We start from the raw sequence: 22,063 nt of genomic DNA, 5'->3' as shown, positions 1-22,063 counted from the left end.
ACGAGGTGTGTTGAAGGAAGAAATACGTTCGGCGCTGACGTCAGTGCTCGGTAAAGATGGATTCAAGGATGACCAGCAAACGCTGGTCACGCATTCGTATGACGGCACGCCGATGCTGCAGGCGCTGCCGGATGCGGTCGTCTACCCCGCAGATACGGCGCAGGTGTCCGCTGTGATGAAGGTGCTCAGCCAGCATAGGATCCCCCTCGTCAGCCGCGGTTCAGGAACCAATCTGTGCGGCGGCACCGTCCCCGTGCAGGGCGGAGTCGTCATGGTCATGCATCGGATGAACCGTCTGCTGGAGGTAGATCAGGAGAATCTGACAGCAACGGTGCAGCCCGGGCTCATCACCAAGCAGTTCATTGCCCATGTGGAGGCTCTGGGGCTATTCTACCCGCCCGACCCGAGCAGTATGGCGATCTCGACGATCGGCGGCAATATCGCCGAGTGCTCGGGCGGCCTGCGCGGACTGAAGTACGGGACGACCAAGGACTATGTCATCGGTCTGGAAGCCGTACTCGCCAGCGGCGAGATTATCCGCACCGGGGGCAAGCTGATGAAGGATGTAGCGGGCTATGATCTGACCAAGCTGCTCGTCGGCTCGGAAGGGACGCTGGCGGTCATTACGGAAGCGACGTTGAAGCTGATCCCGCCGCCCAAAGCGAAGAAAACGATGCTGGCGATGTACAGCGACCTGTATGACGCTGCACGTACAGTGTCCAAAATTATCGAGCACCGGATCATTCCGGCAACACTCGAATTTTTGGACAATCCGACGATCCGGGTCGTCGATGCGTTCGCCGGCCTTGGCCTGCCGCTCGATATGACGGCGATCCTGCTGATCGAGCAGGACGGGGAGCCGGAGACAGTGGAGCGGGATATCGCGCTCATCGCCTCCATCTGCGAGGCTGAGAACGCCGACCGTGTCGCTGTTGCGGAGGATGCGGAGCAGGCGCTCAAGCTGATGACGGCCAGGCGCAGCGCCTTTACCGCTCTGGCACGCTTGCGTCCGACGACGATCCTCGAAGACGCGACAGTCCCCCGGTCCAAGATCGCTGACATGGTGCTGGAGATCAATCGGATCGCCAGCAAGTATGACGTGAACATCTGTACATTCGGGCATGCCGGTGACGGCAACCTGCACCCGACAGCGACGACGGATGCCCGAGATCCGGAGGAGATCCACCGGGTCGAGGAAGCGTTCGCCGAGATCTTCGAAGCGGCGATCGCCCTTGGCGGTACCATTACGGGCGAGCACGGCGTCGGGATCGTCAAGGCGCCTTACCTGGAGTGGAAGGTGGGCAGCGAAGGAATCTCGCTCATGCAGGGTATCAAGAACACCTTTGATCCCCATCATCTGCTTAATCCCGGCAAGCTGTTCGCCAAATCGGCTCGCAGAAGGGTGGTGATCGACCGTGGCTGAGACGAAGATAAAACCCGAGGCATCAAATGATCTTACAAAGCTTAATCCGCTTGCCGAGAAACTCCGGCTGCGACTCGATGAGGATCAGCTGACCAACTGTATGCGCTGCGGCTTTTGCCTGCCGGCTTGTCCGACGTTCCGCGAGACCGGGATCGAAGCCGAGTCGCCGCGAGGCAGGATCGCCCTGATGAAGGCGGTGGCCGACGGGATCATGGACCCGGATGCCGCATTCGAGGAACAGATGAATCACTGTCTCGGCTGCCGCGCCTGCGAGCCCGCTTGTCCAGCGGATGTCAAGTACGGCCAGCTGATCGAGCAGACTCGAGACGCCATCGAGGATCATACGGACAGCCACCGCTGGTGGGTAAAGGGGCTGCGCAAGACGATGTTCCGCGGCGTATTCCCCAAGCAGAAGCGGATGCAGCTGCTCGGCGGAGCCATGGCACTCTATCAGCGCACGGGTCTGCAGCGGCTGGCGCGCGGGAGCGGCATGCTGAAGCTGCTGCCGGCTCATCTGGCCGAGATGGAGTCGATCCTTCCCGAGGCATCGGGCAAAGGCGTCATCGACCGGATCGGCGCCCGTCATCCGGCCAAGGGCGAGCGAGTGGCCGTGGTAGGGTTGTTCAGGGGCTGTATTATGGATGTCATGTTCACAGATACCAACGTCAAGACGGTAGAGCTGCTGACAGCGGCGGGGTTTGAGGTGATCATCCCCGAAACCCAGAACTGCTGCGGTGCGCTTCACGCGCATAGCGGGGAGACAGAGGACGCGCGTGCGCTCGCACGCGGCAACATAAGAGCTTTCCAAGAAGCCGGCGTGGAGTATATCGTCTCCAATGCCGGCGGCTGCGGAGCCAGTCTGGTCGAATACGACCATCTGCTGCACCGGGACAGGGACTGGGAGGAGGGCGCCAGGTGGTTTGCTTCCCGTGTCATCGATGTGAGCGAGCTGCTGGTGCGTCACGGCAGACTGCCGAGCTTCTGCGACACGTCGGCAGCGCCTGCCGGGGATGGCGGCGTCCGGATCACTTATCAGGATTCATGCCATCTGCGCAACGTGATGCGCTCCTCCGATGCGCCTCGCGCCTTGATGCGAAGTGTCGAGGGCGTGACGTACGTCGAGCTCCCGGAAGCGGACCGCTGCTGCGGATCAGCAGGGATATATAACATTACTCAGCCAGAGATGGCTGGTCAACTGCTGGAGGCCAAAATGTCGCAGGTCGAGTCGACCGGCGCTGCTGTCGTCCTCACCAGCAACCCTGGCTGCCTGCTGCAGATGAAGCTGGGCGACCGGCGGCATGGCGGGGGGCGTGAGACCCAGCATATTGTTGATTTCCTTCATGACAGGCTCGTTAGACCGATTTGACACCAGTTACCCTCCAAGACAGCTGTCCTGGAGGGTGACTAAATTTTAGTTTCCGCATAACTAAATTTATAGAAAAAACATTGACGATAAATTGACGTCATGATACGATAATTCATGGATTGAAACGAAATTCATGCCTTGCAAAGACTAAAACTGTTTAGTATACGAACCTTCATTGTTTTGTGAAAGGGGATACATATCATGTTGATGCCTTTTGATGTGCCCGAGAGCAAGCGGATTCGACTGATCATCAACACGGATGCCAAAAACGAAGCCGATGACCAGTACGCCATTGCCCATGCTCTGCTAACGCCGCGGTTTCGGATCGCCGGCATCATTGCCGCGCATTTCGGCACCCGTACGGAAACGACCATGGAGGAATCTTACGCAGAAATCCGTAAAGTGATGCGCTTGATGCGTATGGAAAGCGCTTCCAAAGTTTTTCGCGGCGCCACTGGGGCGCTGCCGGATGAAGAGACGCCAGTAATGTCTGAAGGCGCCGAGCTGATCATCAGGGAGGCGCTTAAGGAAGACGACACGCCGCTCTATGCGATCTTCCTCGGCACCCTTACCGATCTGGCAGCCGCTTATCTGCATGAGCCGCGCATTGCGGACCGGCTGACGGTGATCTGGATCGGCGGAGGCGCCTATCCCGAGGGCGGGACGGAGTTCAATATGGGGATTGACCGTCACGCAGCCAATGTCGTCTTTGGTTCCCCGATCCCGCTCTGGCAGGTGCCGAAGAACGTCTACAAAATGATGCGTGTCTCCCTGGCAGAGTTAGCTGTCCGCGTACGTCCATATGGCGAAATCGGACGTTACCTGTATGATCAACTGGACGCGTTTAATCATTTGCCTCATCACGGGCCCCGCTGGCCCAAAGGGGAGATGTGGCATCTCGGCGATTCGCCTGCGGTGGGGCTGCTGCTTGATGATCATGATGACGATTACGATCTGGTTGATCCGCCATACGTACGAGAAGATTTGAGCTATGGGGAGCGTCCCGCAGGCGCGCCACGCCAGTTACGGGTATACCGTTACGTCGATTCTCGATTTATCCTGGAGGACATGTACGCCAAACTGCAATTATGGGCGGAGAGATACAAGGAACTGGAGGGATTGAAATGACTGTGCAAGCCGTGAACTGCAAGACGGAGTACAGGGTGAATCCGCTCGGTCTCGACACCAGGACTCCCCGGCTGTTCTGGCAGCTGCAGTCCGATGCGCGTTCGGCAGCGCAAGCCGCTTATCAGATCCTGGTCGCATCGGATGCGGCCGTCTTGCAGCGCGATGAAGGGGATGTGTGGGACAGCGGCAAGGTGGAATCCGCAGCATCCACTCATGTGTTGTATGCCGGACAGCCGCTGCAGTCGGAGAGGCTTTATTACTGGAAGGTCAGGGTTTGGGACGGCGCCGGTAACGTCTCGCCTTGGAGCGAGCCGGCCTATTGGTCTATGGGGTTGCTGGAGCGTATCAGTTGGAAAGCCAAATGGGTCGGACGCAAGACGGAACCCGGTGTGGAGCTGCAGCCTTCGCCTTATGTCCGCAAAGCATTTGAGACCAAAGGGGCGATCGGCCGAGCGACTGCTTATGCTACGGCGCTTGGTCTCTATCAGCTGCAGATCAACGGTCAAGTTGTCGGCGAGCTGTTTGCCCCGGGCTGGACCGATTATGACAAGCGGACCCAGGTGCAGACGCTGGACGTCACGGACCATGTGGTGGAGGGCGGCAACGCTGTCGGAGCCATCCTGGGCGATGGCTGGTATGCCGGCACCGTCGGCATGCTGGGCAGCAAGGTATACGGCGAACGGCCGTTTTTCCTCCTGCAGCTGGTCATCGAGTATACGGACGGCACCAAAGACATCGTCGTGACGGACAGTACCTGGAAGACCGCGCGCGGACCGATCATTTACTCGGATATGATCAAGGGAGAGAGCTACGATGCGCGGCTGGAGCTGGGCGATTGGAGCCGGTCGGGATATGACGATTCGTTCTGGGAGCAGCCGGATGTCCGTCCGGGCTACAATGGCCTGCTGGTATCGATGGTCGAACCGCCTGTCCGGATCACCGAGACGGTCCGTCCGATCGACGTCAGGAAGACGGCTGCCGGGACGTACATTTTTGACATGGGACAGAATATGGTCGGCTGGACGGAAGTGAAGGCTTCCGGGCTGCGGGGCACCAGGATTACGCTAAGTCATGCCGAAGTGCTGAAGCCGGACGGCACGCTCTATCTGGACAATCTGCGGAAGGCCGTTCAGCAGAATCATTATGTGATGAAGGGGGAAGGCGAGGAGCGGTATGAGCCGCACTTTACGTTCCAGGGCTTCCGATATGTCGAGGTGATCGGCTATCCCGGCGTGCCGTCATTGGACGATATTACGGGCAAGGTCGTGCACTCGGACACGCCGGTTACGGGACGGCTGGAAACTTCGGATGCAATGGTCAATCAATTGTACAGCAATATTACCTGGGGACAACGGGGCAACTTCCTCTCCGTGCCGACCGATTGCCCGCAGCGCGACGAGCGGCTGGGCTGGACGGGGGATGCCCAGATCTTTGCCCGGACCGCGTCCTACAATATGGATGTGTCGAGGTTCTTTACCAAGTATGTATGGGACTTGATCGACGCGCAGCAGCCTTCCGGAGCCTTCACGGATGTCGCGCCGGACGGCGGCTGGAGCCGGTTCAAAATGTGGAATACGCGGCTGAACTGGTACGCGCCGGACAATTCGGGCTGGGGCGACGCCGGCGTCATCATCCCATGGACGCTCTATCTGATGTATGGCGACACGCAGGTACTGGAGCGTCATTACGATGCGATGGTCCGCTGGGTCGAATATTTGCGGAGCAACAGCGAGGAGCTCGTGCGTCCCGGCTATGCCAACTATGCAGACTGGCTGTCGATCGATGCGGATACGCCGAATGAGGTGCTGGCTACAGCGTATTTCGGCTACAGCACCAAACTGCTCTCGCGGATTGCCGGCGTCCTGGGCAAACAGGAGGACAAGGCGCATTATGAAGGGTTGTTCGGCGAAATTGCAGAGGCCTTCCGCCGCGCCTTCGTAAGCGAAGACGGACGTATCCACGGCGATACGCAGACCGTCTATGTGCTGGCGCTGCAATTCGGACTGCTCGAGGGGGAACTCCACAGCAAGGCGCTCGAGCATCTGGTATCGGATATCCGCCTCCGCGGCAGCCGGCTGTCGACAGGCTTCCTCGGGGTCGGCTATCTGCTGCCGGCGCTGACGGATAACGGCCGACTGGATGTCGCTTATGAGCTGCTGACGCAGGAATCCTTCCCGTCCTGGATGTATTCGATCAAGCACGGCGCCACGACGATCTGGGAGCGTTGGGACGGCTGGACCGAGCACAAAGGCTTCCAGACACCGTCGATGAACTCGTTCAATCACTATTCGCTAGGTTCCGTGGGCGAGTGGATGTACCGCTACATGGCCGGTATCGAGGCCGACCCGTCTGCACCGGGCTTCCGCCATACGCTGATCAAGCCGCGTCCCGGCGGCCGTCTGACCTGGGTCAAGGCATCATACGAATCGTTGTACGGTACGATCAGGAGCGAGTGGGAGCTTCAGGAGGACGGTACACTCAAGCTGCAAGTCACGATCCCGCCAGGAACGACCGCCGAGGTCCATGTGCCTGGCCGCCAGGTGACTGTCGATGGGGCACAGCCAGCCGAGGATGGCGATTGCCGCCTGATTCGTACCGGTGAAGAGGAGACCGTGCTCCATGTCGGGTCGGGCAGCTACACGATCGTCTGCGAGCGATCAGCTGTGTTGCAGTAGCGTACTGGCCTCCAAGAATAAAGAGCATGAAGCCGGATCCCCTGGGGTCCGGCTGCTCGCCGTTGGCGCGGCCACCCTCCGCACGCAAAAAAAAGCCGCTGTGAAGCGCCGCCCAGCGAGGAGCTGAGCGGACCACAGCGGCAGATCGGCATCCGATCCATCGCACCGGTTAAGGCTGGGCGGTCACTGAGCCGCGGGAGGCGACTGGCGGGGCTTGAGAAGATTTGCGGACGACAAGACGGGTATCAACCACAGTCTTGCTGGTGATGCCCGGCATAATCGACGCCGGCTCCATCAGTCTGGCTACCGCAAGCTCGGCCATCGCTTCCTTCTCGACATGGATGGTCGTCAGCTCAGGAGAGATCACGACTGACTCGTGAATGTTGTCAAAACCGACGACAGATATGTCGTGCGGCACCCGCAAGCCCAGCTCGCCAAGCGTTTTGATGACACTGATTGCGATATAGTCGCATTCGCAGAACAAGGCGGTCGGCAGATCTTCGAGACGGCTGCGGAGCGCTTCCACGAGATCTGGCTGCGAGGTGACGACAGTTGGCGAGACGGTGAAGACGTCTTCGTCGCGGACCTCCTGGCCGGCACTCGCCAATGCCTGGAGGAAGCCTTGCTTGCGGGCGTCAAAGTTGTGCATACGGACTTGCGACTGCACGAGCCCGATCCTCTTGTGCCCTTGCTCTGCCAGGTGACCGGCAGCCTGATGGGCGCCTTGCGTGTTGTTCATGACGACGAAGTTGGCGCTGAGCGTATCGTGGCACGTGTCCAGCACGATCAGGTTCCGGTGACGGGCGGCGAGCGCTTCGACCTGTAGCTTGGTCAGGTTGGTGCCGAGCAGGATGATCCCCTGCGAAGGCTGGTCCTGCTCCAAAGCGGCGATCCCGGCCTCCGCCTCGTCGGCGGGCAGAGCGTGGACGAGCAGGGATAAGCCGCGTTTGCGACATTTATCCTCGATATAATGGATCAGCTCCATGAAGAAAGGCTGCTGGTTAAAATGCTCCAGGACGATCCCGGCATGCGTACAAGCGACAAACCGCAAAGCGGTGCCAGTGGCGTGCTGCTTCTCAGTACGGCTTGTACGATGGACGTAGCCGGTTTCCTTGACGATGCGCAGAATATTGGCCCGGGTCTGCTGGCTGATCCCCGGCTTGCCGTTCAGAGCCAGAGACACAGCGGATTTGGATACGTTGGCATATTTTGCGATATCTTCGATTTTGATCAAAGGGCGAATCCCTCCTTAATGGCTAACTAAATCTTACTATGTGCAACTAAAATATACAACCGAATTACCTAAATCTTTTCTGGATCAAACGCTATAGATCGTAATTAATCGGCCTTCTTATGGGTGAAGGCCGCTTCATTGCCTCTCGATGAGACGATCATGTGTTTGAAGTCGGAACTAAAAAACAGATCGTTTTATATAAAATAAAATTGACCGAATATAAATTATCATGATAGTATTAGCTAAACGTTTTCTTTGAAAGCGATTGCTTGGGTTGAATGTAGATGTGTGATTAATATTTTTTTAGTAATGGTTTAGTCGAAGGGATGTTTGCCGAGGGAGTGGATGTTGTGGCCAGATTTACATTGGGGTATGCCCCCACGCGTCGTTTTGTATTCAGCACGGAGGATGCTCACCGTTATAAGGTGCTGATCCGCGAACAAATCGAGAGCTTCGGCCTTGATATTGACATCGTGGATTTGGAGGGCATCAATGAGGAAGGATTGTTGTTTGACGATCTGATTGGCGCCGAGGCGATCATCGAGCGGTTCCGGGCGGTCAAAGTTGACGCTGTGTTTTTTCCGCACTGTAACTTCGGCACGGAAGATACGGTCGCAAGGGTAGGCAAAGCGCTGGGCGTGCCTGTCCTGCTCTGGGGTCCGCGCGACGAAGCGCCGCTCGAAGACGGCATGCGCTTGCGGGATACGCAATGCGGGCTGTTCGCCACCGGCAAGGTGCTCAGACGCTTCAACGTGCCTTTCACCTATATTACGAACAGTCGCATCGATGACCCGGTGTTCGAACGCGGATTCGTCAACTTCATCGGTGCTGCTCATGCGGTCAAAGCTTTCCGGGAGCTGCGCATCCTGCAGATCGGCCCGCGTCCGTCGTCTTTTTGGACGATGATGTGCAATGAAGGCGAATTGCTGGAGCGCTTCGGCATCGAGCTGCACCCGATCACGCTGGTGGATATCCAGCGCGCCACTACCAAGATAGAGAAGGGCGACTCGCCTGAGCTGCAAGAAGCCATCGCTTACATCAGAAGGGCGCTCGATACGTCCGAGGTGACGGATGAAGCGGTCCGCCGCATCGCCGCTCTCAAGACAGCCATGAAACGATATGCCAGCGACACGAGAAGTACAGCTATCGCCATCCAATGCTGGTCTTCGCTGCAGGATGCGATGGGCATCATGCCTTGTCTGGCCAATGCGATTCTCACAGATGAGCAGATTCCGGTGACATGCGAGACCGATATCCACGGCGCGATCACATCGATCCTGGCTCAAGCCGCTGCGCTTAATCAGACGCCGACCTTCTTCGCCGACCTGACGATCCGTCATCCGGATAACCCTAACGGGGAGCTGCTGTTCCATTGCGGCAACTTTCCCGTCAGCCTGTCTGTTGAGCAGGAAAAAGGCGACAAGCCGAAGCTCCGCAAGCATTTCCTGTTCGACGACCATTCGCCGGGCACGCATGAAGGTGAGATTCGCGGAGGCAGCATAAGTATCGTGCGCTTCGACGGCGACCATGGCGAGTACTCGCTGTTCCTCGGACGTGCGAAGGGCATCGAAGGACCTTTCACAAGAGGCTCATATGTGTGGGTGGAGGTCAACGACTGGCCGTTGTGGGAGCATAAGCTGGTGGAAGGACCTTATGTCCATCACGCTGTGGGCATCCATGCCGATATCGTGCCAGTTCTGTTCGAAGCCTGCAAATATATCCCGGGACTGCAGGCGGATCCGGTGGATCCGACGGAGCAGGAGATTCAGGCGTGGCTGCGCGGCTCGCATTAATAGGCGCATTCTAGCGGGAGGAGCATGTCAACCGCGTCTATGCGCCCCACAAGCGGAAGGGAGAGGGGCAGATGGATAAGCAGGAGTTGAAAAGCAAAGCGGCTCAGATCCGCATGGACTTATTGAGGATGATCCATGGCGCCAAGACAGGGCATACAGGAGGATCACTTAGCAATACCGATATCCTGACCGTTCTTTATTACAACGTGATGAACATTGATCCCGCCCGCCCGGACTGGGCGGATCGCGACCGGTTTATCGCCAGCAAGGGGCATTCGGTAGAATCTCTTTACTGCATCCTCGCCGACAAGGGCTTTTTCCCGTCGGAAGAGCTGGAGACTTACTCCCGGTTCGGCTCCCGGCTGATCGGCCACCCCAACAATAAAGTGCCCGGCATCGAGATGAATACAGGCGCGCTCGGCCACGGACTCTCGATCTCTGTCGGCATCGCGCTGGCCGGCAGGATGGATGGCCGCGCCTACCGCACCTACACGCTGATGGGCGATGGCGAGCTCGCCGAAGGCTCGGTCTGGGAAGCGGCGATGGCGGCGGCGCATTACAAGCTCGATACGCTTGTCGGCATCGTCGACCGCAACCGGCTGCAGATCAGCGGCAGCACGGAGGACGTGATGGCGCTGGAGCCGCTCCGGGACAAATGGCAGAGCTTCGGCTGGACGGTTCACGAGGTGGACGGCAACGATGTTGCCGCCCTCGCGGAGCTGCTCCGCAGTCTGCCGTCTGCGGGCGGCAAGCCGTCCCTGATCATCGCCAATACGGTCAAAGGCAAAGGTGTCTCCTTTGCCGAGAATGTGCCTCACTGGCATCACCATGTACCAAGCGACGAGGAGCTCTCGCGGGCGCTCGCCGAATTATCCAAGGAAGTCGGGTGAAGGCCATGACAGTCACTACCAATAAAATCGCCAACCGCCAAGTGATCTGCGAGACGTTGCTGGCGATGGCAGAGGAAGACAAGGATATCGTCGTCCTGGCCAGCGACTCTCGCGGCTCGGCAGCCATGGCTCCGTTTGCCGCAGCCTATCCGGAGCAGTTCGTTGAGACGGGGATTGCGGAGCAAAATATCGTCGGCATCGCCGCCGGTCTTGCCGCTAGCGGCAAAAAACCGTTCGTCGCGTCGCCGGCTTGCTTCCTCAGCATGCGATCGATCGAGCAGATCAAGGTTGATGTCGCCTATTCGGGTACAAACGTCAAGCTGATCGGCATCAGCGGCGGGGTCAGCTACGGGGCGCTCGGCATGTCCCATCACTCGCTTCAGGACATCGCAGTGATGCGGGCGATCCCGGGACTGACCGTTATCCTGCCGGCAGACCGGCACGAGACCCGGAGAGCGACCGAGGCGATGCTGGAGCATCAGGGCGGCGTCTATATGCGGATCGGCCGCAATCCTGTGCAGGACTGCTATGCGTCGTCCGAAGAGATTCCTTTTGAGTTCGGCAAAGCAGTCGAGCTGCGCCAGGGTGACGCAGTGACGATCGTGGCAGCGGGCGAGACGGTGCGGGTGGCGCTGGATGCAGCCGATAGCCTGGCGGCCGAAGGCGTGAAGTGCCGGGTGCTCAACATGCATACGATCAAGCCGCTCGATGCAGAAGCGATCCGGCGCGCGGCAGCGGAGACGGCGGGGATCATCACGCTGGAGGAGCACAGCATCCACGGCGGGCTCGGCGCAGCCGTCGCCGAGATCGTGGTCCAGCATCGTCCTGTTCCGGTACGGATCGTCGGTATTGCAGACGAACCAGCGATCACCGGCAAAACTGCCGAGCTGTTCGAGCACTATGGCATCAGCGTACCGCATATCTGCGAGCTGGCGACGGACTTGCTGAAGCAAGCGCGATAAGGCGGTGGCAGGGTGAGATATATATTAACGGTCGATCAAAGCACCTCGGGTACGAAAGCGCTGCTCATCGATGAAGCCGGCTGCATCGTCGCCAGCAGGGCTGCCGAGCACCGTCAGCTGTACCCGCGTCCCGGCTGGGTGGAGCATGATCCGGAAGAGATCTATGCCAATGTCAGGCAGTTGATCCGGCAAGTCATGGAGAGACTCGGTATCGGCTGGGATCGGATCGCGGCGCTCACGATCACCAATCAGCGGGAGACGGCCGTCGTCTGGGACAGGCAGACCGGCTCCCCGGTCTATCCGGCGATCGTCTGGCAGTGCCGCCGGACTTGAAGCTTGCCGGTTCCTCAAGGAGCAAGGCGCCGAACCGATGGTGCGCAGCCGGACCGGGCTGCTCCTGGACCCTTATTTCTCTGCCGGCAAGATCTCCTGGATCCTGCGGCATGTGCCAAATCTGCCGCCGCAGAGCCGTCTGATGGCGGGTACGATGGACAGCTGGCTGGTGTGGAAGCTGACCGGGGGAGCGGCTTATGTAACGGATCATACCAATGCGAGCCGCACTTCGCTCTACAATCTGCAGACGAAGCAGTGGGATGAGGAGCTCAAAGCATTGTTCGGTCTTGAGGGACTCGAGCTGCCCCGGATCATCTCAAGCACCGAAATCGCAGGTTATCCAGCGGCATCTGAGCTGCCCGGGGCCCAACGCGTACCGGTCTGCGGCTTGATCGGCGATTCGCAGGGCGCCTTGTACGGACAGCGCTGCCGGCAGCCCGGGATGGCCAAAGTCACATACGGTACCGGCTCCTCCGTGCTCGCCTACACCGGTAAGAAGCCGCTCTCGTCAAGCAGCGGCCTCGTCACAGCAGTAGCCTGGGCGATCGGCAGCGAAGTTCATTATGCGCTCGAAGGCATCATCCATAGCTCTGGCGATACGATGAAATGGCTGAGGGATAATCTGGGGTTGTTCGACAGCTTTGAAGAAGCTGTGCAGTTAGCGTCCGGTCTCCATCATAATGAAGGTGTATATGTGGTCCCGGCATTCGCAGGATTGGGCGCGCCTTACTGGGATGCGGATGCACGGGCAGCAGTGGTCGGTCTGAGCCGGGGCGCGACACGTGCTCATCTGATCCGGGCGGGGTACGAGAGCATCGCCTATCAGATCCGGGATGCGGCGGAGCTGTTTGCCGACGAAGCGGGCATCCGGCTGGCGAAGATCCAGGCGGATGGAGGCGCGAGCTCCAGCGGATATCTGATGCAGCTGCAGGCGGATATCCTGCAGGCAGAACTCGTCTGCTCCGATGTCGCGGAGCTGTCTGCGATGGGCTCCTGCTATCTGGGCGGCTTGACAGCGGGCGTGTGGCGCCACGAAGCCGAGCTGGACACACTGTCGCGGCAGGCGACGCGTTATCTCCCTGGCTGCTCCCGGGCTGCGGCCGATACGGGGTATGCCGGCTGGCAACAGGCGGTGGCGAGAGTGAGAAGCGATCGGCTGCTTGCGCAGGCGAAGTGAGGAGGAAGCAGCGACGACTAGCCTGCCGCGAGGCGGCGAAGAATTGCTCGGCAAGCATGTGTGCACCGGGGGCAAATGGCAAGCGAGCGATGGCAGCCCAGGGGCCGCCATGAGCCGGAGCTCTGGATCAGGCATTTCAAACAGCACTGCAAGCTCTCTCCCCGAGAGCACGCTGTATGGCGGCGGAGCGGAGAAGGAGGCTAGCTATGCTTAGTCTCCTTTTCCGTGCGTGAATCCCTTTCCCGAGCAACGATAGTAGGGCTCTATCGTAGCCTGCCTTGTAAGCGGATACTTCTTCGGAAAGGGGAATGAAGTTGTACAATTGTCCTCAGTTCGCGCAAGGCCCAACAATCAAAAAAACCGCCGATCGCAATCGGCGGTTGCGTGGGAACGTATGGATGGTCGGGATGACACGATTTGAACATGCGACCCCCTGGTCCCAAACCAGGTGCTCTACCAAGCTGAGCTACATCCCGATAACAAGGCTTGATGTGGAGGGAAAGCGTCCCCCTGTCATGAAGCACGAAAAGTATCATAGCACGGGGATGAGGCGGATGCAACTGTTTTTTCTTCGTTTGGCTTCAATCCCGGCAAGGAACAGGGTATAATCAAAATGAATGCTAAACGATTCGTAAATCTCACTAATGAAGGAAGAGATAGATGCTCTTCGTAATCCTTGCCTTATGGGCGATGACGATCTTTCTGATCGCCTCCGACCCCCGGTCAGCAGTCAACCGCGCACTGGGCGGCGTAGCATTCTTCGGCGGGACCGGAGCGCTGGCTGCGCTGCTGGATGACCGCATCATTCCTTATATCGAAGAGCATTACGGCATTACCACGGCTAGTGAAGCGCTTTATACGTTGCAAGCGGCATCCTCTGTCAGCTCATACTACGGGGTACCGTACTTTTTTCTGTTGTTCGCACTGGCGTACCGTCCCATCCGGAGACTGCAGCGATACCGTCTTTGGATTGCGGCAGCACTGCTCGTACCAATCATGATCAGTCTGATCGCGACGCCGCCATATAATGAGATGTACCCCATTACATTCCGCTTCGTCGTCTGGTGGGCCGTGCCCTATATCCTGATCGGAGCCGTCCTGGTCCTGACCAGACGGAGCGTGCATGCGCTGCAAGCAAGAACCCACGGCGTCGTTTGTCTGGCAGTGCTGCCGCCGGTCCTCATCTTCATGATGCTTAATTATGTTTTGCCCAGCTTTGGCATGCTGCGAATGTGGGTCTACAACACCTGGTTTGTCGGAGCGGGATTTGTCATCTTTATCATCGGCTTGTTCACTTACGGGTTCCTGGGCATCCGCGTGCTGATCGACCGCCGCCGGCTGGATTCGACCCTGCGGGCGGTAACCTCCGGTACGGCAATCCTCAACCATGCGATCAAGAACGATATCGGCAAAGCGAAGCTGTTCAGCGAGAAGATACAGAGCTACGCCCGTCAGACGCAGCAGCAGGAGCTGCTCGAGGATATCGAGACCGTCCTGCAGGCGTCCCGGCATATCGAGCAGATGATCAGCCGGGTCCACAGACGCACGGAGGATCTGGTTGTGAAGCCTGCGCTCGTAGATCTGGGCGGGCTCATCCAGGAAACCGTCAAGCCGTATCGGCAGCTGTCCGAGGAACTGACGGTTACCGTACGGACCCGCGAAGGCTGGCAGTGCCATCTCGATCCGGCGCAAGTCGCGGAGGCGCTCACCAACCTGATCTCCAACAGCATCGACGCCATGAACGGCCGGGGCGAGCTGGCGGTTGAGCTGGTCGAAGCCAAGCGGGAACTGATGATCGAAGTGCGGGATTCGGGAGGAGGCATGCCCAAGGAGGCGATCCGCAAAGCCTTCGAGCCGTTCTACACGACCAAGAGAAGCAGCGGTGCCAACTTTGGACTGGGAATTCCCTACGCTTATCATGTCATGAGGAAGCACGGCGGCCGATTGCTGCTGCGAAGCAGGTCTGGAGAGGGCACGACTGCGACGATGGTGTTCCCCAAACGGAGTATCCGGGCGAGAAGAGACGAGAATTAGTCGGTTGAATCCGAAAAAACGAACAATGAAAGTGGAGCCAATCGATGAAGGGGGTGAGCGGATGGATAAAATCAAGCTGTGGATTGTCGAAGATGACAAGGAATGGCTGCGCGGTCTGCGGGCATATCTTGCGATGCAGGACGATCTGGAGGTGGCGCTTGCGACGGATCAGCCGGAACGTATCCGGGAAGCGCTGAGCTCGGGAGAAGCTCCTGCTGATGTCGTACTGATGGACATCATGCTGCATGGCGTACCGGAGGGCGTACAGCTGGCCGAAGAGGTGGGAGCAGCTACGGGAGCCAGGGTGATCATGCTCACGTCGATGGAAGAGAAGGACCTGATCTTCGGCTCCTTCCAGGCCGGTGCGATCGATTATCAGATCAAGTCCGACTATGAAGGACTGCCGGAGGCGATCCGTTCGGCCTATGTGCGCCGCTCGACGATCAGTGCCGCCGCGGCGGAACAGATGCGCGATGAGTTCCGCAGACTCAAGGAACTGGAGCGGGAGTTTGAAGTGCAGAAGCTCAAATCGTTAATCACGCCGTCGGAGCTGCAGCTGTTGGAGCTGGTCGATCAGGGCTATACGCAGTCTCAGATCGCTGAGCGGCAGTTCGTTTCGATCCGGACTGTCAAGAATCATATCGGCAATGTGCTGAAGAAGCTGGGTCTCAGCGGCTCCAAAGAAGCGGCGGGCAGAGTGCGGGAGATGGGGTTATTCGATCACAAGGATAGCAAAGACAATCAATAACGGCGAGGCTAATTAGGCCGCAGTACCAGTAGAACTTGAAATATAAGAAAGTATATGTTTTACACATCTACTTGGCTTATATTTCTCCGGAATGAAACTAGCGACGCCGCCAGAGGACGGCGACAGCCGTTTCACCTTGGTACTGGTCATCCATACCCGAAGACCGGATAATGGAAGCAAATCGGGGGTGACATGAGGATGGAGTTTGCATGGCTGTCAACGGCTCATCTTGTTGCGCTGGTTATCGGCGCGCTGTGCTTCTTGCTGATCGTGCTCTGGCGCGGCAGGCTGCGGCACCCGCGCTTGAACCGGCTCGTACGATGGGGATTGGCTGCCGTATTGCTCGGCAGTGAGGGTGCCCTGCAGATCTGGCATATCATGAGCGGGACCTGGAGCGTGCAGGCTTGGCCCCTTCAGCTGTGCAGCATGACGCTGCTGCTGTCTGCCGTTCTGCTGGTTTCGAAGGGCAGAAGGCTTTATGAGATCTGTTTCTTTCTGGGTATTCTCGGCGCGCTTCAGGCGCTCCTGACTCCCAATCTGGACTATACGTTTCCGCACTTCCGCTATCTTCATTTCTTTGTCGCGCATATCGCGATTATTTGTGCGAGCCTCTTCATGACGGCAGTCGAAGGCTACCGGCCGACAGCGGGTTCCGTACTGCGGGCGATCGGTTGGCTCCACGTGCTCGCCGTCCCGGCGGCGCTCGCCAATCTGTGGACAGGCAGCAATTTTATGTTTCTGGCCCGGAAACCGGCCACGGGTTCGATGCTGGATCTGCTAGCTCCTTGGCCGTGGTACCTGCTGCAGCTGGAGTTTATCGTCTGGGGGCTTTGTTTTCTGCTTTACGGGCTGCTCCTGCTTGTCGACCGGCTGGCAGCCCGAGCTTCGCAAGCCGGTAAGCGTTTAGCTTGATTTTTGATATGCGCTCTGGTATAGATGGAAAGTAGATAACCTTTTATAGAAAGCAGCTGAACTACGAATATGGGCAAAAAAGTCTCCATGCAGCAAATCGCCGATTACCTGGGCGTATCCAAATTTGTCGTCTCCAAGGCGCTCTCCGGCAAAGGAGGCGTCAGTGACCAGACGAAAGAACGCGTCATCCAAGCAGCGTCCCAGCTCGGGTACTTTGCACAGAGCGCAACGGCGCTCCGGCCGGCGGAGACGGCTCCTGCAGGGGTCAAGCCCCGCACCAGACAGAAAAAAATCGTCATTGTGCTCATGCCCAATATCCGGTTCCAGACGCGGGAGTCGACGTATTGGGGTAAGATAGTCAACGGCATCTCCGCCAAGCTGGAGGAAGACGGACTGGGGATCTTGATCGTCTCCGAGCACAGCGTCGATCATTTTATGGACATCCTCAATCCCAAAGGCATCATGGGGCTCATCGGCGTCGGCGTGATCTCTTCATCGCTGCTGCTTGAAGTGCACCGGATGGGGATCCCGATGGTGCTGGTGGATCATGAGGATGCCCTGATCCCAACCGATACGGTATTCGTCAACAATACCGATTGCATGTATCGGCTGACACGCTATATGATCGGTCTCGGACACAGACGGCTCCAATTCGTCGGCAGCCATCAATTTTCCCGCAGCTTTACTGACCGTTGGATCGGTTTTCGCAGCGCCGTGGAAGAAGAGCTTGGCACGGCTGCGGGCGGCGCGGAAAAGCTGCTCAGCATCGACGGGCTGACCGGGCCGGCAGCCGAAGGGGAGATCGTGGCCTGGGCCGAGGCTGCGCGTACCGGAGGCGAGCTGCCGACAGCATGGCTGTGTGCTAATGATATGATCGCAATCCACGTCCTGCGGGCACTGGGCTCGCTCGGGATCGAGGTGCCCGGCGAGGCGGCAGTGACCGGCTTCGACAATATCGAGGACGCCTACCGGTCCCGGCCTCCGCTGACCACCGTCAATGTGCCCAAGGAAACGCTCGGCAGGAGAGCTGTCGAACGGCTGCTCGCCAGGATCGCCAAGCCGTCCGATCCGCTGGACAAGCTGCTCATCAACGGTGAGGTGCTGTACAGGGACTCTACTTTCAAGAGGTAGATCTTCTCTTCGCACCACAAATGGCGATGCCCGGGAGGCATCGCCATTTGTCTTCACGTTCAAAAAGATCGGTTCTCTCAGAGGAGTGCTTCGATGTCTGCGGTCAACTGGCTTGGCTCGGTGCGGGCGCTGAACTGCTTGACAACGTTGCCGTCGCGGTCTACAAGGAACTTCACGAAATTCCATTCGATCTCGCCGGTCCGGTAAGGCTCGGGCACCTCTTCTGTCAGATGTGTAAAGAGTGGGTGGGCATGCTCGCCCTTGACGTCGATCTTGGCAAACATCGGGAACGATACATTGTATTTCAGCTCGCAAAACGATTTGATCTCCGCTTCGGTTCCCGGTTCCTGACCGGCAAACTGGTTGCAAGGGAAACCAAGAACGACTAAGCCTTGCTCCCGGTATGTATCATACAAGTGCTGCAGCCCTTCATAGTGGGGAGTAAGCCCGCATGCGCTCGCTGTATTGACGATAAGCAATACGTGACCTTTGTAATTGGCCAGTGTCGTGATCTCGCCGTCAATCGTAGTCACCGTGTAATCATAAATGGACATTTGTAATTTCCCCCTGAATGAATGATGGAATTTCAAAAAGGCCTCCTCGTTGCTTTTGGAAGCCTTACATGGTAAAGTATAGGTTGGTGGCTTTGCCCACACGAGTAAACACATCAGAGCCAACAAATAGCTACATATATTATAAAGCGCCGGCAAGCAAAAGTCAAGCCGATAACAGCAAGAGGTCGGGAGCAGCCCCGGCGCCGTCATCCAAGCCTAAGCCTAGGAAGAGAGGTCGGAATCCATGAGTATTACAAAGCAGGATTGGCAGGAGGAGCAGCAGCGAGTCGACATGGTCATCGCCGCCATCTCCCGGCAGCTCGTCCAGTTGGAGCGCGAGGCGGGAGAGGTTCACAGCGAAGCCACCGAAATCAAGAAAAACTTCTGGGATGAAGTATCGATCAATTTCAGCACCAGCGAAGATATAACGGAAACGTACTTTAGTATGAAACAGCAGGCCGATCTGCTGTCCGAGCGGGAGCGCAGCCAGCGCCATGCGGCGGCGGCCATGGAGAAATACGGACGTCTGGCGAAATCGCCCTACTTTGGCCGGATCGACTTCCGGGATGAGCGTACGGGGGCGACTGAGCAGATCTATCTGGGCATCGGTTCGTTTCTCGATGAGCGTTCGGACAGCTTCCTGATCTATGACTGGCGGGCTCCGATTTCCAGTCTCTATTACGATCATGGCCCCGGCCCGGCCGCTTATGATACGCCTGGCGGCGAAGTGCAGGGCGACCTGCTGCTCAAGCGCCAGTTCGTCATCAAGGACGGCCGGATCGAGCTGCTGTTTGACACGGGGCTGACGATCGGAGATGAGCTCCTGCAGCAAGCGCTCAGCCGTACCAGTGATCAGCAGATGCGCTCGATTGTCTCGACGATCCAAAAGGAGCAGAACAGGATCATCCGTGATGAGAAGGCGCGGATGCTGGTAGTTCAGGGAGCGGCCGGGAGCGGCAAGACATCGGCGGCCCTGCAGCGCGTCGCATATCTGCTGTATCGGCACCGCGAAACCCTGCGGGCGGAGCAGATGGTGCTGTTCTCGCCCAACCCGCTGTTCAACAGTTATGTCTCTACTGTGCTTCCGGAGCTGGGAGAACAGAACATGGTCCAGACGACGTTCCAGGAATATCTGGACCGGCGATTAAGCGACACTTTTGCGGTAGAGGATCCGTTCACGCAGATCGAATATATTCTGCAGGATGCCGATACACCCGGTTATGATGCCAGGCTGGCGGGGATCCGGTACAAATCTTCCGCAGCCTACCTGAAGACGCTCCATCGTTATATCAAGCAGCTGGAAGAGGGCGGATTGCCTTTCAAACCGGTCAAATGCCAGGGGCAGACGGTCGTCTCGGCAGCAGAGCTGCAGACGCGGTTCTATCGGATGGATCCTGCGATCAGGCTCGCCAATCGCGTAGTCCTGCTGGAGGAATGGATCCAGGAACGCATACATTCCTTCGAGCTGGAGCAATGGAAGGAGCCGTGGGTCGAGGAGCAGATCGAGCTGCTGTCGCCTGAGCAGTATCAGCGGGCATACCAGAAGCTGCGCAAGCAGAACCGGGACAAGATCGATACGTTCGACGATCAGGACAAGGAAAAGGAGCTGCTCGCCAAGCTCATCGTCAGAGAGCGGCTTAAGCCAGTACGGCGCCGGGTGGCATCGCTGTCCTTTGTCGATTATGTGAGGCTGTACCTGCAGATCTTCGAGCAGACGGGTTACTATGAAGCGGCTGCCGAGCCGGGCGAAGCGCCTGAGGCCTGGGGTGACATCTGCAAGCATACGGCGGCAGCGATCCGGAGCCAGTCTCTTCCTTACGAAGATGCGACCCCTTTCCTGTATGTGAAGGAGCTTGTCCAAGGCTTCGAGACCAATACTAACGTCCGTCATGTCATCGTCGACGAAGCCCAGGACTACTCGGCTTTTCAGCTGGAGTTTCTCAAACGGCTGTTTCCTCGCGCCCGCATGACAGCACTTGGCGATCTGAACCAGGCGATCTACGCGCACACGCCTGTGATGGGCGAGACGGAGCCGCTGATCGCATTGTACGGCGAAGAGCATACCGGCATCATCCGGCTCCTGCGCAGCTATCGATCGACCCGAGAGATCGTCGCATTCACCAGCGGCATGGTTCCTGGCGGCGAGTCGATTATCCCGTTCAACCGCAGCGGCGACAAGCCGTCCGTCACTGTGGTGTCTGACGCCGAGGAACATCGTGTTGCGCTGGCGGACATTCTAGCCGAGCTGCAGCGGGAGCGCTATGCTTCTGTTGCAGTGATCGGCCGGACGGCAGCCGAATGCGAGACACTGCATGAAATGCTGTCTGAAGTCCGCGACGTTCATCTGATTCGCAAGGAAACGTCATCCTTTAAGACCGGGATCCAGATCATCCCCGCCTATCTGGCCAAAGGCGTCGAGTTCGACGCGGTCATCATCAGCGACGCTTCCGATCTTAAGTATGGCCGTGAGCTGGAGCGCAAGCTGTTCTATACGGCATGCACGAGGGCGATGCACGAGCTGCGGCTTTTGTCGGTCGGTGAGCCGAGCCGCTTTGTATCGGCGCTGGAGCCGGGCCTGTATGTACGGAGACAATATCAGGCAAGTACATCCGGGGAGGTCGGCAGATGAAAAGCTTGCATGCTTCCACGCGGTGTTATGGGCTGATCCTCATCCTGCTGGCGGTATGGCTCGGCGGCTGCACCCCTTCCACAGTGCCAGTGGAAGGGGCGGTGTCCGAGAGCGAGCAGCCCCCGGGAGCGGATCCTTTCCCGCCAAGCGCTTATGAAGGCCGGCTCGAGCCTTTTGCCTACGGGCTTGGTGATTATACCGAAGCCCTGATCGAAGAATTGGGAGAGCCCCAGGCAATGGACTTTTTTGCGGGAGGACTCTACTTCTCGTACGCTGATGTCGTCTATTTTACCGATGCCGAGCTCAGCGAAGGTGATGAAATAAACCATGGCAGTGTCAAGCGCATCGGCATGAGGCCGGGCACCGGGCTGTTCGGCGTGACCGTCGGCGATCCGCTCCCGGAGCTGGCGGGCGTCCTCGGCGCAGGGAGCCTGCATTCTCCGGAGGATAACGTCAATGACGGGTACTATGAAGGACAATGGACGCTGCACTACGCGCTCGGCGATTATGAGTTGGTATTTACCGCTGAGTCGGAGGATGGGCCCAGCATAGCGGCCTATTACGAGGAGAGAGCATGAACATGGCAGGATGGCATGCGGTCCCTTTGTTGCCCTTCGTGCTCGGATGGCTGATCCTGCTCAGCCTGGCCGGCTTTGCCGTTATGGGACATGACAAGCGACTGGCAAAGAGATCCGGCAGTCGCCGCGTACCGGAGCGGCGGCTTTTCCTGCTTGCTCTGGCCGGGGGAGCCGCAGGGATGTGGCTGGCGATGCGCAGCTTCCGCCACAAGACCAGACACCGGACATTTACCACCGGTATGCCTTTGCTGACGTTCGTTCACACAGCTGTCATCGTCTTCCTCATGATGCGATAAAACCTCTGTATAATCCCCAAATTCCTCTCTTGTGTGCGTACCGGAAAACCAAGATAATATAGGGAGACGCATCCTGATTTTTACAAGGGGGGAGGAACAGGCTGCCAGGCCGTATCCGCGCTTAGCGGATTTTGAGCTATTTTAGGGTGTCAATCTAGCAAATCCATAGTATAATAACAGAAACGCCTCTATGTCACTTT

Annotated in this window: 19 protein-coding genes and 1 tRNA gene; 17 read left to right on the top strand and 3 right to left on the bottom strand. The window is 58.2% G+C overall.

What is annotated here, in order from left to right:
- Positions 1 to 7: 7 nt before the first annotated feature.
- The 4 genes from ABC336_RS02925 (at position 8) to ABC336_RS02910 (ending at position 6,592) form a co-directional block, all read left to right on the top strand.
- Positions 8 to 1,423 carry an FAD-linked oxidase C-terminal domain-containing protein gene (locus ABC336_RS02925; protein WP_413237233.1) on the top strand — a complete coding sequence of 472 codons (1,416 nt, stop codon included), beginning with the start codon at positions 8 to 10 and terminating at the stop codon, positions 1,421 to 1,423.
- Positions 1,416 to 2,789: a (Fe-S)-binding protein gene (locus tag ABC336_RS02920; protein ID WP_413237232.1), complete on the top strand. Its 1,374-nt coding sequence runs from the start codon at positions 1,416 to 1,418 to the stop codon at positions 2,787 to 2,789. Before ABC336_RS02925 ends, ABC336_RS02920 begins: the two co-directional genes overlap by 8 nt.
- 201 nt (positions 2,790 to 2,990) lie before the next feature.
- Positions 2,991 to 3,917 carry a nucleoside hydrolase gene (locus ABC336_RS02915; RefSeq protein WP_413237231.1) on the top strand — a complete coding sequence of 309 codons (927 nt, stop codon included), beginning with the start codon at positions 2,991 to 2,993 and terminating at the stop codon, positions 3,915 to 3,917.
- Positions 3,914 to 6,592, top strand: coding sequence for a family 78 glycoside hydrolase catalytic domain (locus ABC336_RS02910; protein WP_413237230.1), 2,679 nt, complete (start codon positions 3,914 to 3,916; stop codon positions 6,590 to 6,592). The genes ABC336_RS02915 and ABC336_RS02910 overlap by 4 nt, the downstream gene beginning before the upstream one ends.
- A 169-nt stretch (positions 6,593 to 6,761) precedes the next feature.
- Here the strand turns inward: ABC336_RS02910 and ABC336_RS02905 are convergent, their stop codons facing one another.
- Positions 6,762 to 7,826 (bottom strand): LacI family DNA-binding transcriptional regulator, encoded by a 1,065-nt coding sequence (locus tag ABC336_RS02905; RefSeq protein ID WP_413237229.1) that lies wholly within the window; start codon positions 7,824 to 7,826, stop codon positions 6,762 to 6,764.
- Between the two features lie 350 nt (positions 7,827 to 8,176).
- On the opposite strand from ABC336_RS02905, the gene ABC336_RS02900 reads away from it, so the two are divergent.
- The 6 genes from ABC336_RS02900 (at position 8,177) to ABC336_RS02875 (ending at position 13,195) form a co-directional block, all read left to right on the top strand.
- The gene (locus ABC336_RS02900) at positions 8,177 to 9,619 is read left to right on the top strand and encodes an L-fucose/L-arabinose isomerase family protein (RefSeq protein ID WP_413237228.1); all 1,443 of its coding nucleotides are present in this window, start codon (positions 8,177 to 8,179) and stop codon (positions 9,617 to 9,619) included.
- 71 nt (positions 9,620 to 9,690) lie between these two features.
- Positions 9,691 to 10,509: a transketolase gene (locus ABC336_RS02895; RefSeq protein ID WP_413237227.1), complete on the top strand. Its 819-nt coding sequence runs from the start codon at positions 9,691 to 9,693 to the stop codon at positions 10,507 to 10,509.
- A gap of 5 nt (positions 10,510 to 10,514) precedes the next feature.
- The gene (locus ABC336_RS02890) at positions 10,515 to 11,471 is read left to right on the top strand and encodes a transketolase family protein (protein ID WP_413242427.1); all 957 of its coding nucleotides are present in this window, start codon (positions 10,515 to 10,517) and stop codon (positions 11,469 to 11,471) included.
- A 12-nt stretch (positions 11,472 to 11,483) separates the two neighbouring features.
- The gene (locus tag ABC336_RS02885; RefSeq protein ID WP_413237226.1) at positions 11,484 to 11,804 is read left to right on the top strand and encodes an FGGY family carbohydrate kinase; all 321 of its coding nucleotides are present in this window, start codon (positions 11,484 to 11,486) and stop codon (positions 11,802 to 11,804) included.
- Positions 11,805 to 11,841: 37 nt separating this feature from the next.
- Complete coding sequence (locus ABC336_RS02880; protein WP_413237225.1) at positions 11,842 to 12,981, top strand: FGGY family carbohydrate kinase; 1,140 nt, start codon at positions 11,842 to 11,844, stop codon at positions 12,979 to 12,981.
- Positions 12,965 to 13,195 (top strand): hypothetical protein, encoded by a 231-nt coding sequence (locus tag ABC336_RS02875; protein ID WP_413237224.1) that lies wholly within the window; start codon positions 12,965 to 12,967, stop codon positions 13,193 to 13,195. Before ABC336_RS02880 ends, ABC336_RS02875 begins: the two co-directional genes overlap by 17 nt.
- Before the next feature lie 185 nt (positions 13,196 to 13,380).
- Here the strand turns inward: ABC336_RS02875 and ABC336_RS02870 are convergent.
- Positions 13,381 to 13,457, bottom strand: a tRNA-Pro gene (locus ABC336_RS02870).
- 184 nt (positions 13,458 to 13,641) lie between these two features.
- On the opposite strand from ABC336_RS02870, the gene ABC336_RS02865 reads away from it, so the two are divergent.
- The 4 genes from ABC336_RS02865 (at position 13,642) to ABC336_RS02850 (ending at position 17,806) form a co-directional block, all read left to right on the top strand.
- Positions 13,642 to 15,015, top strand: coding sequence for an ATP-binding protein (locus ABC336_RS02865; protein WP_413237223.1), 1,374 nt, complete (start codon positions 13,642 to 13,644; stop codon positions 15,013 to 15,015).
- Between the two features lie 61 nt (positions 15,016 to 15,076).
- On the top strand, positions 15,077 to 15,763 hold the full coding sequence (locus ABC336_RS02860; protein ID WP_413237222.1) for a response regulator: 687 nt from the start codon (positions 15,077 to 15,079) through the stop codon (positions 15,761 to 15,763).
- 198 nt (positions 15,764 to 15,961) lie between these two features.
- Complete coding sequence (locus tag ABC336_RS02855) at positions 15,962 to 16,675, top strand: YwaF family protein (RefSeq protein WP_413237221.1); 714 nt, start codon at positions 15,962 to 15,964, stop codon at positions 16,673 to 16,675.
- 69 nt (positions 16,676 to 16,744) lie between these two features.
- On the top strand, positions 16,745 to 17,806 hold the full coding sequence (locus ABC336_RS02850; RefSeq protein ID WP_413237220.1) for a LacI family DNA-binding transcriptional regulator: 1,062 nt from the start codon (positions 16,745 to 16,747) through the stop codon (positions 17,804 to 17,806).
- Between the two features lie 77 nt (positions 17,807 to 17,883).
- Here the strand turns inward: ABC336_RS02850 and ABC336_RS02845 are convergent, their stop codons facing one another.
- A complete protein-coding gene (locus ABC336_RS02845) occupies positions 17,884 to 18,360 on the bottom strand; it encodes a glutathione peroxidase (RefSeq protein ID WP_413237219.1) in 477 nt (158 codons plus the stop codon).
- A gap of 244 nt (positions 18,361 to 18,604) precedes the next feature.
- Between ABC336_RS02845 and helD the strand changes: the two genes are divergently transcribed.
- From helD to ABC336_RS02830, 3 genes are read left to right on the top strand one after another with little or no spacing between them, the layout of a single operon-like run.
- Entirely contained in the window at positions 18,605 to 20,989 is a 2,385-nt protein-coding gene (gene helD / locus ABC336_RS02840) for an RNA polymerase recycling motor HelD (RefSeq protein WP_413237218.1), read from the top strand.
- Entirely contained in the window at positions 20,986 to 21,567 is a 582-nt protein-coding gene (locus ABC336_RS02835) for a hypothetical protein (protein WP_413237217.1), read from the top strand. Before helD ends, ABC336_RS02835 begins: the two co-directional genes overlap by 4 nt.
- Positions 21,568 to 21,569: 2 nt before the next feature.
- Positions 21,570 to 21,863 carry a DUF1294 domain-containing protein gene (locus ABC336_RS02830; RefSeq protein WP_413237216.1) on the top strand — a complete coding sequence of 98 codons (294 nt, stop codon included), beginning with the start codon at positions 21,570 to 21,572 and terminating at the stop codon, positions 21,861 to 21,863.
- Positions 21,864 to 22,063: the final 200 nt, after the last annotated feature.

The organism is Paenibacillus jepli (genome assembly GCF_047238105.1).
GTDB lineage: Bacteria > Bacillota > Bacilli > Paenibacillales > Paenibacillaceae > Paenibacillus_D.
This window is presented reverse-complemented; position numbering and strand designations above follow the sequence as displayed.

Excerpts from the sequence above, each read along its gene's own strand:
- helD (WP_413237218.1), top strand. The coding sequence starts at position 18,605 with ATGAGTATTACAAAGCAGGATTGGCAGGAGGAGCAGCAGCGAGTCGAC.
- ABC336_RS02880 (WP_413237225.1), top strand. The coding sequence starts at position 11,842 with ATGGTGCGCAGCCGGACCGGGCTGCTCCTGGACCCTTATTTCTCTGCC.
- ABC336_RS02860 (WP_413237222.1), top strand. The coding sequence starts at position 15,077 with ATGGATAAAATCAAGCTGTGGATTGTCGAAGATGACAAGGAATGGCTG.
- ABC336_RS02890 (WP_413242427.1), top strand. The coding sequence starts at position 10,515 with ATGACAGTCACTACCAATAAAATCGCCAACCGCCAAGTGATCTGCGAG.
- ABC336_RS02835 (WP_413237217.1), top strand. The coding sequence starts at position 20,986 with ATGAAAAGCTTGCATGCTTCCACGCGGTGTTATGGGCTGATCCTCATC.
- ABC336_RS02895 (WP_413237227.1), top strand. The coding sequence starts at position 9,691 with ATGGATAAGCAGGAGTTGAAAAGCAAAGCGGCTCAGATCCGCATGGAC.
- ABC336_RS02850 (WP_413237220.1), top strand. The coding sequence starts at position 16,745 with ATGGGCAAAAAAGTCTCCATGCAGCAAATCGCCGATTACCTGGGCGTA.
- ABC336_RS02910 (WP_413237230.1), top strand. The coding sequence starts at position 3,914 with ATGACTGTGCAAGCCGTGAACTGCAAGACGGAGTACAGGGTGAATCCG.
- ABC336_RS02915 (WP_413237231.1), top strand. The coding sequence starts at position 2,991 with ATGTTGATGCCTTTTGATGTGCCCGAGAGCAAGCGGATTCGACTGATC.
- ABC336_RS02830 (WP_413237216.1), top strand. The coding sequence starts at position 21,570 with ATGGCAGGATGGCATGCGGTCCCTTTGTTGCCCTTCGTGCTCGGATGG.
- ABC336_RS02855 (WP_413237221.1), top strand. The coding sequence starts at position 15,962 with ATGGAGTTTGCATGGCTGTCAACGGCTCATCTTGTTGCGCTGGTTATC.
- ABC336_RS02865 (WP_413237223.1), top strand. The coding sequence starts at position 13,642 with ATGCTCTTCGTAATCCTTGCCTTATGGGCGATGACGATCTTTCTGATC.
- ABC336_RS02845 (WP_413237219.1), bottom strand. The coding sequence starts at position 18,360 with ATGTCCATTTATGATTACACGGTGACTACGATTGACGGCGAGATCACG.